The 12,406-nt window shown below is 70.4% G+C and carries 9 protein-coding genes; 2 read left to right on the top strand and 7 right to left on the bottom strand.

The window, feature by feature from the left end; genetic code table 11:
* Positions 1–26: 26 nt before the first annotated feature.
* The 6 genes from ACIBI9_RS44965 to ACIBI9_RS44990 form a co-directional block, all read right to left on the bottom strand.
* Complete coding sequence (locus tag ACIBI9_RS44965; RefSeq protein WP_397232144.1) at positions 27–1,841, bottom strand: right-handed parallel beta-helix repeat-containing protein; 1,815 nt, start codon at positions 1,839–1,841, stop codon at positions 27–29.
* Entirely contained in the window at positions 1,838–2,605 is a 768-nt protein-coding gene (locus tag ACIBI9_RS44970) for a hypothetical protein (RefSeq protein ID WP_397232146.1), read from the bottom strand. The genes ACIBI9_RS44965 and ACIBI9_RS44970 overlap by 4 nt, the downstream gene beginning before the upstream one ends.
* Before the next feature lie 8 nt (positions 2,606–2,613).
* Entirely contained in the window at positions 2,614–4,548 is a 1,935-nt protein-coding gene (locus ACIBI9_RS44975; protein ID WP_397232148.1) for a hypothetical protein, read from the bottom strand.
* A gap of 2 nt (positions 4,549–4,550) precedes the next feature.
* Complete coding sequence (locus ACIBI9_RS44980; RefSeq protein ID WP_397232150.1) at positions 4,551–5,357, bottom strand: carbohydrate ABC transporter permease; 807 nt, start codon at positions 5,355–5,357, stop codon at positions 4,551–4,553.
* On the bottom strand, positions 5,354–6,196 hold the full coding sequence (locus ACIBI9_RS44985; protein ID WP_397232152.1) for a carbohydrate ABC transporter permease: 843 nt from the start codon (positions 6,194–6,196) through the stop codon (positions 5,354–5,356). The genes ACIBI9_RS44980 and ACIBI9_RS44985 overlap by 4 nt, the downstream gene beginning before the upstream one ends.
* 86 nt (positions 6,197–6,282) lie before the next feature.
* Complete coding sequence (locus ACIBI9_RS44990) at positions 6,283–7,554, bottom strand: ABC transporter substrate-binding protein (protein ID WP_397232154.1); 1,272 nt, start codon at positions 7,552–7,554, stop codon at positions 6,283–6,285.
* 161 nt (positions 7,555–7,715) lie between these two features.
* Here ACIBI9_RS44990 and ACIBI9_RS44995 point away from each other — a divergent pair, with 161 nt between their 5' ends.
* On the top strand, positions 7,716–8,804 hold the full coding sequence (locus tag ACIBI9_RS44995) for an FCD domain-containing protein (protein WP_397232156.1): 1,089 nt from the start codon (positions 7,716–7,718) through the stop codon (positions 8,802–8,804).
* A 126-nt stretch (positions 8,805–8,930) separates the two neighbouring features.
* Here the strand turns inward: ACIBI9_RS44995 and ACIBI9_RS45000 are convergent, their stop codons facing one another.
* A complete protein-coding gene (locus ACIBI9_RS45000) occupies positions 8,931–11,333 on the bottom strand; it encodes a glycosyl hydrolase family 95 catalytic domain-containing protein (RefSeq protein ID WP_397232158.1) in 2,403 nt (800 codons plus the stop codon).
* A 193-nt stretch (positions 11,334–11,526) separates the two neighbouring features.
* Here ACIBI9_RS45000 and ACIBI9_RS45005 point away from each other — a divergent pair, with 193 nt between their 5' ends.
* On the top strand, positions 11,527–12,405 hold the full coding sequence (locus tag ACIBI9_RS45005; RefSeq protein ID WP_397232160.1) for an aldo/keto reductase: 879 nt from the start codon (positions 11,527–11,529) through the stop codon (positions 12,403–12,405).
* Position 12,406 lies beyond the last annotated feature (1 nt).

Here is a 12,406-nt window from a genome sequence, read left to right on the forward strand (position 1 = left end):
GCCGGGCCGGACCCTCGCGACCGCGTCTAGCTGGGGATCGGGTACGGGAACGCGCTCGTCACACCGATCTTGTCGTACTCCATCTTCGAGGTGTCGAAGCCGTCCGCCCAGTTGGCGTTCTTGACGTCGTTGCACTTGTAGGCCTGGTACTTGTCGTCGCTGACCTTGCCCACCTCGACGTTCTCGATCGAGAACCCGCAGCCGCCCGCGTCCATGTGGACGCCGCGCGTGCCGGAGTCCGGCATCTGCCCGGCCGGGTCGTTGAGGACGTCGCCGATCACCATCTGCGAGACGTGGTTGTCGATCGGGTGCGGTTCGACGTTGTGCACGCCGTAGGTGTAGAAGGCGCCCATGTCGCCGCTGTCGAGGCCGGTCTCCTCCAGGCGGATGTAGGAGAACCTGTTGTTGCGGGCGTAGTTGTCCTCGTTCTTGATCTCGGGGCGGACCTCCAGGCTGATGCCGTAGCGGGCGCTGTGCTTGACCACGATGTTGCTGACCTGGTTGTTGCCGGTGTTCATCAGCTCGATGCCGGCCGCGTCGCCGGGCACCAGCTCACCGACGTGGTAGATGTAGTTGTTGGCGAACGTGTGGTGCCCGGTGATGTCGCCCTCGCCGGGATAGCCGCCCTCCACCTTGATGCCGTCGCCGCCGATGTTGTCCAGCAGGCTGTCCGTCACCTTGACGCGCTCGTTGGCGAAGAGCAGGAAGACGCCCGTGTAGCCGCTGTCGGACAGGTGCAGCCTGGTCAGGTCGATGTCGCGGGAGTTCGTCACGGTGATCATGCCGAACCGGTTGCGCGGCATCTCGATCTGCCGGTCGTAGATCGGGTACTTGTGCTCGTAGCCCGAGTCGCCGGGGCCGTTCCACCCGTAGCGGTACCAGTCGACGAAGTCGGAGTACTGCAGCGCCAGCCCGTCGAAGACGAGGTTCTGCACCCGCCGCTCGGGCGAGGACCCGGCCAGCGAGATGAGCGTCTTGACGGTGGGCGCCACGACCTTGTCGATCGAGCCCTTCGGCCAGTAGTAGACCTCGCTGTTGGCGAAGTCGAAGTAGTACTCGCCCGGCTGGTCGAGGAAGCGCAGCGTGTTCTGCAGGAAGTAGCGCGAGCCGCTGCGGCTGTTGACGAGGCTGAAGCGGGCGTCGTAGTTGAGCGTGAAGAAGTTCTTGCGGAAGTCGGCCCCGCCGAGCGGCACGGTGTCGGTGAACCAGCTCCACGACCCGCCCGACCAGACGACCATCTGGGAGTTCTTGTCGAAGTCGGCGTCCCACTCCTTCGGGACGTCCTTGGCGTCGAAGAAGAGCCAGTTGTGCACGGCCTGGTACTCCGCCTCGGGCAGCACCGAGAACAGGTACGGCGACCAGAGGTCGTCGCTGGTCCTGTTGGGGAAGCGGGCGGTGGTGGCGCGCTTGCCGTCCTCGAAGAGCGTGTAGAAGTTCCGGTCGACCTTGGTCTTGTAGATGTTGTCGTCGTACTTCTGCCAGCCGGTCAGCGGCCTGGCCCCGAGCAGCCTGGCCTTGCCCGGGCCATCGGCGCTGCGGTAGATGATCTTGTGGCCGTTCTCGCCGGAGTCGGCCTCGGTGAAGGTGATCGTCTTGTCGACCACGTAGTCACCGGTCTTGAGGTTGACCACGATGTCGCAGTTCTGGTGGTACTTCTTCTTGGCCCGGAGCTGGTCGCGGGCCTGTTCGATGGACTTCCACGGGCGCTGGGCGCTGCCGTCGCCGCGGTCGCCGCCTGAGGGGGAGACGAAATAGTCGCACGTCTTGGCGGCAGCCGCCGGGGTCGGGGTCGTCAGCCCGCCCAGGAGTAAGACGACCGCGCCCAGGGACCTGAGGATCACTGGCTCTCCTTAACTTCCCGCCACCGCTCGTACTCGGCGCGGGTCTCGGGGGTGAGTGGGTAGTAGTCAGAAAGCGCCCCGCCCTCCTCGATGCGGGCGCGGCTGTAGCGCTCCCACTGCTCGTGGTCGGCGGCGGCCTCGAGCACCGACGCGGCGCGCCTGCGCGGCACGACCACGGCGCCGTCGTCGTCGGCCACGCACAGGTCGCCGGGCAGCGCGAGCGCCCCGCCCACGGCGATCGGCACGTCGTAGGCCCACGGGAACAGCTCCGCCTGCGAGGCGTAATGAGGGGTCGCGCCCGTCGTCCAGAGCGGCAGCCCGATGCCGCTCACCCGGGGCAGGTCCCGGATCCGGCCGTCCACGACGATGCCCGCGCCGCCCTTGCGCTTGAAGTAGCGCACCAGCATGTCGCCGAAGCAACCGGTGTAGGCGCTGCCGTACGCCTGCACGAGCAGCACGTCGCCGGGCTCGATCGTCTCCAGCACGGCCCACAGCGCGGTGTGCCGCTCGACGTACTCCTGGCCGAGCCCGGAGGCGATGTCCTCGCGCTGCGGCATGAACTGCAGCGTGCGGACCCGCCCGGCGATCTTCAGCCCCTGGGCGATGGGACGCGGTCCCTCGATGAAGGTCCGCCGGATGCCCTGGGCGTGCAGCTTGGCGCAGGCGGTGGCCGAGCTGATCCGCTTCAACCCTTCCACGAGGACGGGATCGGGTCCGGCGGGCAGCTGCCCGCGAACAGGCAGATCCCAGATGGCGTCGTCCATGTAACTCCTCAGTAGTGCTGGTGTGACGGCGTGCGGACGCGCGCGGTCGTGTGCAGGTCGAGCCGGATGCGGCGGCCGGGCGGCAGCTCGACGAGGAGGCGCGGCCCGTCCACCGTCACCTCCCGCTCGGTCTCGGTGATCGGGGGAGTGGTGTAGGCGCGCGGGTCACCCGGGTAGCCCTCGTCCGTCCGGGTGACGACCGCGCGGTCGATGCGGTGCTCGCCGAACGCGCCCGCCTGGACCACGACCCTGCGGGTGTGGGTGAGGCCGAGGTTGACCAGCTCGACGCGGGTGCCGTCAGGGCGTACCGAGTCGACCAGCGCGGCCACGTCCCGGGGCAGCCCCGGCCGGTGGCGGTCGGCGTCGAAGTAGGCCAGCCGGGTGGGCAGCAGCCCGCCGTTGTAGAGCACCTGCGGGGTGCCGGTGACGAGCTGCAGCAGCGCCTCGGTGAGCACGGGGTTGAGCCGCTGCCAGTGGTGCACGTGGATGGCGGACAGGTCCGCGCGGTCGGCGTCGATGAGCGCCATGCGGCGCTGCACCTGCCCCAGCGCGGTGGACAGCATGGCCTCGGGGAAGCCGGGGTTGGCGCCGCGCAGGAACTCCAGCCAGGGCGCCTCGTGCCCGGCCTCCTCCTTGTTCCTGAACGGGCGCACCGTGGCCCAGTCGTAGCCGGAGGCGGCTCTCAGCCGGTCGAGCCGCTCGGTATCGCCTCCTGCGAGGGAGGCGTGCCAGAGCCAGACGGGCAGGCCGAGCTGCGGCGGCTGGAAGTCGAACCAGCCCCGGTCGTCGTGCCGGTTCGGCACCAGCATGGTGGGCTTGCCGGCCTCGTCGCCCAGCTCGGCCAGCCAGCGGTCGCTGATGCTCATCTCCGTCTCGGTCACGCCGGCCTGGACGGCCTTGTCGTACACGATCTCCAGGGGGTCGCGGCCGATGGCGAGCGCCGCCTCGTCGCCGGTCAGCAGGTGGGCGTTGACGGCGGCGATCGCGGCGGCGGCGCCGACGCTGTAGAGGCCGTGCGGCCACTGCCAGCCGTAGTTGCCGCCGTACCAGCGGCCGCCGTGCAGCTCGCCGACCTCGCCGGACGGGCCCACGTTGTCGGGCAGGATCCCGCCGTTGGCCGCGGCCCGGCGCTCCCAGGCGCCGATGTAGCGCAGGGCCCAGTCGCGGTAGCGGTCGTCGCCGTCGTACAGCCAGGCGTTGACGGCCAGGCTGGTCGCGGCCAGGTTGACGGCCACGTCGCCGCGGCCGAGGCGCTCGTTCATGGCGGCGCCCATGCGGGCGGCGTTGCTCGGGTCGCCCAGGTCCTCCCACTCGGCGATGCCCGGCAGGTCACGCAGCGGCAGGCCGTACGGCCGCATGCTGACCAGGTCCGTGTGGTAGGAGGCCCACTCCCACTGCAGGCCGTAGCGGGGGCCGCCGGCGCCGTTGTGCGGGGCGCGGATGATGTCGTGCTCGGCGTCGTAGTTGGCCGAGCCGGGCAGGTAGAGGTCGGCGAAGCGGCGGGCGCGCTCGCGGAAGCGCTCGTCGCGCGGGTCGGCGGCGCAGATGCCGTAGAACAGCAGCAGCGACTCGCCCTGGTGGAACCAGTCATAGCCGCGCTCGAACTCGTCCACCAGGTAGCCCAGCTCCGTGAGCTGCGCGGTCACGCCCTCCCAGTGGTGCTTGGAGGCGTCCAGCAGGTCGTCGGCCCCGCCCAGCTGGTAGAGCGTGGGCCAGTTGAAGAACGCCTCGTAGAAGTCGTCGGCGCCGTCCCGGTCCGCGGCCGGCCCGTGGTAGACGAGCCGCCCATCGGGGCCGCAATAGCGGGCGGCGAAGGCCCGCCAGGCCTCGTCGAGGGCGTCGAACAGCCTGCGCTCGAGCACCGCCCAGACCGGTGGCACGCCGAGCGGGACGGTCGCCGTGACAGAGGGACCGTTCGCGGGTCCCGGAGATACTGTCCGCATCTTCACCCTTTCGTTGCTCCGGCGGTCAGGCCGCTGATGATGTGCCGTTGCATGAAGACGAAGAAGACCAGCAGCGGGGCTATGGCCAGCAGCAGCGTCGGGAAGACCACCGTGTAGTCGGTGGAGTACTGGCTGACGGCCGCGTAGACGCCGGTGGTCACGGTGTAGAGGCCGCTGCCGGGGCCCAGGATGATCTGCGGGTTCACGAAGTCGTTCCACACCGAGAAGGTGTTGAGGATGACCATCGTGGCGACCGCGGGCCTCATCAGCGGGAAGACGATCTGCCAGAACGTACGCAGCCTGCTCGCCCCGTCCACGGCCGCCGCCTGGTCGAGGACGGCCGGGATGGTGGCGATGTAGCCGGCGTACAGGAAGATCGAGAACGGTAGCGTTAACACGGTCTCGAACAGCACGAACCCCCGGATGGTGCCCATCAGGCCGAGGGTCTTGAGCACGTACACGACGGGGATGACCAGCACCTGGCCCGGGATGAACGTCCCGGCCAGGAAGAACAGCATCAGCACCCGGAAGCGGCGCTTCGGGCTGCGCGCGATCACGTAGGCGGCGGGCGCGGCCAGCACCACCGACAGCACGTTGACCGCCACCACGAACAGCAGCGTGACCGCGTACCCCTTGAACACGTTGAACTGCGGGTTCGTCAGTGCCCTGCCCAGCGGCTCCAGCGTGAGGCTCCCCAGGCCGAACGGGTCGGCCAGGATGTCCTGCTGGCCCTTGAACGCGTTGACGGTCAGCACGTACAGGGGGATGAGCATGAAGGCGACGGTCGCCCAGAGGAAGGTCCTTCTCACTGGTGCACCGCCAGTTCGCCGCGCCTGCGCAGCCTGGTCACGACGAACGCCAGCGCCGCCGTCACCAGCATGAGCAGCACCGACTGCGCGGAGCCGAAGCCGAGGCGGGCGTCGTGGAAGGAGTTCCACAGGATGAGGTAGGCGACGGTCTGCGTCTGCCCGGCCGGGCCGCCCGCCGTCAGCGACACCACCAGGTCGTACGTCTTGAGCAGCGTCACCAGCGACAGCACGATGTTGACCGTCACGGACGGGCCGAGCGCCGGGAACGTCACGTTCCTGAACACCTGCCAGCGCGTCGCGCCGTCGATGCGCGCCGCCTCGATCAGGGAGTGCGGCACGGCCTGCAGCCCCGCCAGGTAGAGCACCACGTTGACCCCGAACCCGGCCCACACCAGCACCCCGATCATGGTGACCGTGGCCCACGCCGGGTCCGACAGGAACGGCAGCACCTCGCCGCCCCACTTCGTCACCAGGTTGTTGACCGCGCCGTTGGTGCCGAGGATCGCCGACCAGAGGAAGCCGACCACGAGGGCGCTGAGCACGTGCGGATAGAACAGGACGATCCGGAAGAACGTGTTCGCCTTCGAGGCCCCGTTCACCAGGAGGGCGAAGCCGAGGCCGAGCAGGTTGAGCCCGGCCGTGCCCGCGGCGGCGACCAGCAGGGTGACGAGTGCGGCGCGGCGCAGCTCGGGGTCGTCGAGGAGGTCGAGGTAGTTGGCGGCGCCGACGAAGGCGGGGTCGGCGCTGAAGCCGTCCCAGTCAGTGAGGCTCAGGTAGAGCGCCAGGCCGACCGGGACGATCAGCATCACGGTGTAGAGGACGGTGGCGGGGGCGACCATGATCGTGTTGGCCCACCCGTCGCCGCGCCTTCTTTTCGGAAGGGCGGGAGCTTCGGGGATGGCTGGGGGCGCTTCCCGGGTGAGCGTCATTTGCGGCCGGCCAGCCACCGGTCCACGCCCTCGGCCACTTCCTTGGGTGACTTGCCCACGTACAGGCCCTGCACCTCGGTGTTCCACGCGGCGTTGAAGCCCTTGGGGAGGGTCGCGTCGCCGTACCCCTCGCCCTGCGGGACGCCGGAGGGGGCGCCGTCGAGGATCTCCTGCACCTGCTTCTCCAGCGGGGTGAACTCGCGCTCCACGCCGGCGCGGAAGTTGCCGTCCTGCTTGAGCTGGCTCTTGACCGCCGCCTGGTCGGTGACGAGCCACTGCACGAGCTTGAGCGCCGCGTCCTTGCTCGGGGTGGACTTGAGGATCATGTACGGGGCCGCCATCGTGGCGCCCTGCGGGCCCGGGTACGCCTGGCCCTTGTCGACCGGGGCGGGGAAGACGCCGACCTCGAAGTCCTTCTTGGACTTGGCCTCGGCGGCGGTGAACCAGCTGCCCATCACGTACATGGCGGCCTTGCCGGACAGGAACGCGGTCTCGGCGTCGGCGTACTTCGTGCCCAGGGCGTTCTTGTCGACGTACCCCTTGTCGATCCAGGTGCGGTAGCGCTCCAGGTAGGGCAGCAGCGACTCGCCGGCCTTGAGCTTGCCCGCCTTGACGTCCTGCTGCCAGGTGGGGTGGAGCTGGGCGCGCGACGGGCCGGAGAACTGCAGCAGCTGGAGCCCGGTGAGGAACTCGCCACCGGTCTGCAGCGGCAGCCACCCGGCCGACTTGAGCTTGCCCATCGCGGCGTCGAACTCGTCGAGCGTGGTCGGCGGCTTGTCGATCCCGGCCTTGTCGAACGCGCTCTTGTTGTAGAAGACCAGCGACTGCGCCTGCACGCCGACGCCGACCGTGTAGATCTTGCCGCCCAGGCTCGCCTCCTTGGCCAGCGGCGTGTCCTTCGCCCACGGCTGGTCGGTCAGGTCGAGCATCTGCTTGGAGAGCGTCTCGTCCACCGTCAGCGTCTCGACCACGTCGGGCGCGTTGCCCGCCGCGAGCTGCTGCGGCAGCGTGTCGGCCACGCCCTTGCCGGTCGGTGCCTCGACCTTGACGTCGATGCCGGGGTTGGCCTGCTCGAACGGCTTGACCAGGCCGTCCCAGTACGCCTGGGTGAGGTTGGGTGTGATGTTGACCAGCATTCGCACCGTGATCTGGCCGCCCTCGCCCTGCTTGGCCTGCGAGTCGCCGGCGAAGCCGCCCCCGCCACAGCCGGTGAGCAGGAGCAGGCAGCTGAGGGCTGTGGGGGCGAGGAATGGATGGGGGGAACGCATCGCACCTCCAAGGGGGCGAGATCTGCGACGCCTTTTAATGGGTCGATACTCGATTAGCGATTATTTAATACGTTGGTCACATGGCCTCGTCAAGGGGCTATGTGGAGCTACAAATAAGTTTCCAGTGAGTGACTGAGTCATAAATACGTTAAGGTGGGGCCGTGGCTGGACGCGATGACGACAAGCGGCTGGTGCTGGGCGAGGAAGAGCGCACCGCTCTGCGCGAGTGGGCCGAAGGGGCCTCCGGGGGGCTGGGGTTGCGCAGCCGGATCGTGCTCGCCTGCGCGGACGGGCTGCCGCGCAAGGAGATCGCCGACCGGCTCGATGTGAGCACGGCGACGGTGGCCAAATGGCGGGCCCGCTTCGTGGAGCGCGGGCTCGACGGACTGGCGGACGCGCCGCGGCCCGGCCGCCCGCGCAGCGCGGAGCGGCAGGAGGCCGAGCGCGTGATCGCCGCCGCGGCCGACGGGCCGGCCGTGCCCTCGACCCGTACGATGGCGCGCCAGCTCGGGCTGTCGCAGTCGACGGTGGCCCGCATCTGGCAGGAGCAGCAGATCGCGCCGCCCGCCGCCCGGCTGCTGCCCAGGGAGCTCCTGTCCGACCGCGTCTACGCGCTGCTGCGCGGGTGGATCGTCTCGGGGGAGCTGGTGGCGGGGCAGCGGCTGGTGGAGGCGGAGATCGCCCGCCGGGTCGGCACCAGCCAGGCCCCGGCCCGGGAGGCGATCAAGCGGTTGGCGCACGAGGGGCTGGTCATCTCCTATCCCAACCGGGGGAGCTACGTCGCGGAGATCTCGGACGAGCAGGCCCGGGAGGTCCGCGACATCAGGGTGCTGCTGGAGGAGTATGCCGCACGGGGCGCCGCCGTCCGCATCCAGGCCGACACGCTCAGGGAGCTCTCGGCCGACGTGCTGGCCATGCGGCAGGCGGCCCAGGACGGGGACATCGGCGCCTTCCGCGACGCCGACCTGGTCTTCCACCGGCGGGTCTGTGCGGCGTGCGGCAACTCGTTCCTGCTGCGGTTGTGGCGGACCATCGAGTCGAACCTGTGGAGCCTGCACGTGGTGGGCAACCCGCTGTACGACGGGGACTGGACGGCGATGGCGGGCCACCACGACGACCTGGTGGCGGCCCTGGCGTCGGGCGACCCGGACGAGGCGGCCCGCCTCTTCGCCGCCCACGCCCGCGGCGAAGCCTCCCGCACCCGCCCCCGGGCCCGCACATCCCTGACCACCCCAATGGACACCATCTGAGCGACGCCGCGTCGGTGGGATGTGGCGCGGTGGAGCCCGGCGCCCGGCTGAGCGCGCCGCGTGCGTGTCATGGGCGCGCCCGGGCGCAGACGCCCCGCCGGAGGGGGCGCGGACGGGGGCGGGGGCTCAGGGGGATGGGGTGAGGTCGTAGGTGGTGTTCCGGCGGGTGTCGAGGACGACGACGTTCGGCTCGGGGCGGGAAACGGTGACCGGGCGTCCGTGGGAGGTGACCGTCACCGGCGCCGCCGTCCGGAGGGTGAGTTTGCGGCCCAGGTCCGAGCGGATCCGCCCCCGGGTCAGCGCACCCGCGCTCCACGACAGGTCCACCTCGAAGCCGCCCCGCGCCCGGAAGCCCCGGACCGACCCGGCCGGCCAGGCGGCGGGCAGGGCGGGCAACAGGTGCACCTGGTCCCCGTGGCTCTGCAGCAGCATCTCCGTGATCCCCGACGTCCCGCCGAAGTTGCCGTCGATCTGGAACGGCGGATGCAGGTCGAACATGTTCGGCGCCGTACGGGCAGGCAGCAGCAGGTTCGACAGCCGCTTGTACGCCTCGGGAGCATCCAGCAGCCGCGCCCAGAAGTTGATCTTCCAGGCGAGCGACCACCCGGCCCCCGCCTCGCCGCGCAGCTCCAGGGTGCGCCGGGCGGCGGCGGCCAGGTCGGGCGACAGGCGGGGGTCGATCTGGTGACCGGGGAAGAGCCCCCACAGGTGCGAGATGTGGCGGCTGCGCGAGAGCGCCGCGTCCCCCCGGTAGTCCTCCTGCCACTCCTGGATCTGCCCCAGGTGGCCGATCTGGTTGGGCACGAGCCGCGACCGGGCGTCCGCGGCCTTGGCCCGCATCTCCGCCTCGACCCCCAGGACCTCCGACGCCTCCGAGAAGGCCCCGAACAGGTCACGCAGGATCTGCATGTCCATCGTGGGCCCCGCGCAGATGCTGACGTTCTCCCCGCCGTCCTCGTGGTGCCCGACCTCAGGGGAGTGCGACGGGTTCGTCACCAGGTAGCCGCTCCGGGGATCGGTCTGCAGCGTGTCCAGGAAGAACTCCACCGAGCCCTTGATCAGCGGGAAGTGCTCGCGCAGGCGCCGCTCGTCCCCCGTGTAGAGGTAGTGCTCCCAGAGCATCAGGCACAGCCACGCCCCGCCGCTGGGCCACACGCCGTAGAACGCGAAGTCCACGGGCGCCGTGCCGCGCCAGCCGTCGGTGTTGTGGTGCGCCACCCAGCCCTTCGCGCCGTAGTGCGTCGCGGCGGTCCTGGCCCCCGTCTCCGCCAGATCCTTGATCAGGTCGAACAGCGGGTCCATGCACTCGACCAGGTTCGCGGGCGCGGCGGGCCAGTAGTTCATCTCGCAGTTGATGTTGATCGTGTACTTCGACTCCCACGCGGGCGTGAGCGAGTCGTTCCAGATGCCCTGCAGGTTGGCGGCGTAGCCGGGCGAGCGGGAGGAGGAGATCAGCAGGTAGCGGCCGAACTGGTAGTACAGGGCGGCCAGCCCGGGGTCGGTGTCGAGCTGCTTGCGCGCGATCCGCTGGTCGGTGGGGAGCGCGGCGGCCTCCGAGGTGCCCAGGTCGATCTCGAGCCGCCCGAAGAGCCGCTGGTAGTCCCGTACGTGCTTGCGCTTCAGCACCTCGTACGGCTGCCCGCACGCACGCGTGAGATGCCGGCCCGCCACCTCGGCGGGGTCGCCGCCGACGTCCTTGTAGCTGCGGTAGCTGGAGCCCATTGAGATCAGCAGCGTGACCTCGTCCGCCCCCTCGACGATCAGCGTGCCGCCGTCGGTGCGGACCGCGCCGCCGTGGGCCTGCGCCCTGGCCAGGGCGCGGAAGCGGACCTCGCCCTTGAGGCCCTGCGTGTCGGTGCTGACCCCGTCCAGGGCGATGGAGTCGCGGCCGGCGGAGGAGCTGGAGGACGCCTGCGGGCTGGTGAAGGCCGCCTGGAACGTCACCGCGCCAGGCTTGTCGGCCGTGTGGCGTACGACGATGACCTGGTCGGGGTTGCTGGCGAAGACCTCGCGCGTGTGGCGCACGCCGTCGCGCACGTACGTGACCGTGGTGACGGCCCGGGTCAGGTCCAGCTCGCGGCGGTACTCCGTGAACTCCGCGGCGCCGGGGAACGTCAGCGTGAGGTCGCCCAGCACCTGGTACGGCGCCTGCTCGCTGGGCTTGCCGAGGAACTTCTTGTCCGCCAGGTTCTGGGCGGCCTGCCACTTGTCCTCCCAGACCAGCCGCCTGATCTCGGGGAGCGCGGCCAGGGCCTCGGGGTTGTCGTAGTCGTGCGGCCCGCCGGCCCAGATGCTGTCCTCGTTGAGCTGCAGGCGCTCGGTGGCCACGCCGCCGAAGACCATGGCGCCGAGCCTGCCGCACCCGACGGGCAGCGCCTCCAGCCAGGCCGCCGCCGGGCGGTCGTACCAGAGCGCGAGCGGGCCGGCGGCCGTGGAGGCGTGCGCGGGGGTGGTCACGAGCAGGGATCCGGCCGCGGCGCCTAAGCCGGTCTTGAATACGCCTCGTCGTGTGTAGCCGTCGTTGGACACCGTCACTCCTGTTCCAGAACACGGTGGAGGAAAGAGCGCATGGATGCGTACGACCCGTCCGGCTCAGCAGCCGCTCACAGGGACGCCACAAGCGCGGTGAACGTAGGATGTATCTTTACGCGAAAAAGTCATCTGATGTCCATACCTCCCGTAGATCTAGCCGAAAGATGGGAGCTCTGCTAGGTTGCCGATCATGGAGAAGCTCGGGCGCAGCGGCGTTGGCGTTTCCCGGATCGGTCTCGGCACCGCGCCCCTGGCCGGGCTCTACACCGCGGTCGGTGACGAGCAGGCCGCCGCCACGCTCGACGCCGCCTGGTCCGCGGGCGTCCGCTACTTCGACACCGCCCCGCGCTACGGCTCCGGCCTGGCCGAGCGGAGGCTGGGAAGCTTCCTCGCGGGCGTCGACCGCGCCGAGGCGACGGTGTCCAGCAAGGTCGGCGCGCTGCTCGACCCCGCCAGGCGCGACTACACCGTGGAGGGCGTCTACGCCTCGCTCGCCGGAAGCCTCGAGCGCTCCGGGCTCGACGCGTTCGACATCCTGCTCATCCACGACCCCGACGACCACTGGGAGGAGGCCGTGCGGCACGCCTACCCGGCGCTCGCGCGGCTGCGCGAGCAGGGCGGGGTGCGGGCGATCGGCGTCGGCATGACGCAGGCCGAGATGCTGGTCAAGTTCGTGCGGGAGACCGACGTCGACTGCGTGATGGTGGCCGGCCGCTACAGCCTGCTCGACCGCACGGCGGCCGACGAGCTGCTCCCGCTGTGCGCCGAGCGCGGCACCGGGGTGCTGGTGGCGGGGGTGTTCAACGGCGGCATCCTGGCCGACCCGGGGCCCGGCGCGTACTACGACTACGCCCCGGCGCCCGAGCCCGTGCTGAAGCGGGCCCGCGGCCTGGCCGAGCGCTGCGCCGCCCACGACGTGCCGCTCGCGGCGGCCGCGCTGCAGTTCCCGTTGCGCCACCCGGCCGTGACCGGCATCGTGGTCGGCGCCCGCAGCCCCGAGGAGGTGGCCGAGGACCTCGCCCTGGCCGCCACCCCGATCCCTGACGCCCTCTGGACCGAGTTGGACTGAG

The sequence above is a fragment of the Nonomuraea sp. NPDC050451 genome (assembly GCF_044458585.1).

Coding starts and splice junctions, on each gene's coding strand:
- ACIBI9_RS44975 (WP_397232148.1), bottom strand. CDS start 4,548: ATGCGGACAGTATCTCCGGGACCCGCGAACGGTCCCTCTGTCACGGCG.
- ACIBI9_RS44970 (WP_397232146.1), bottom strand. CDS start 2,605: ATGGACGACGCCATCTGGGATCTGCCTGTTCGCGGGCAGCTGCCCGCC.
- ACIBI9_RS44990 (WP_397232154.1), bottom strand. CDS start 7,554: ATGCGTTCCCCCCATCCATTCCTCGCCCCCACAGCCCTCAGCTGCCTG.
- ACIBI9_RS44985 (WP_397232152.1), bottom strand. CDS start 6,196: ATGGTCGCCCCCGCCACCGTCCTCTACACCGTGATGCTGATCGTCCCG.
- ACIBI9_RS45005 (WP_397232160.1), top strand. CDS start 11,527: ATGGAGAAGCTCGGGCGCAGCGGCGTTGGCGTTTCCCGGATCGGTCTC.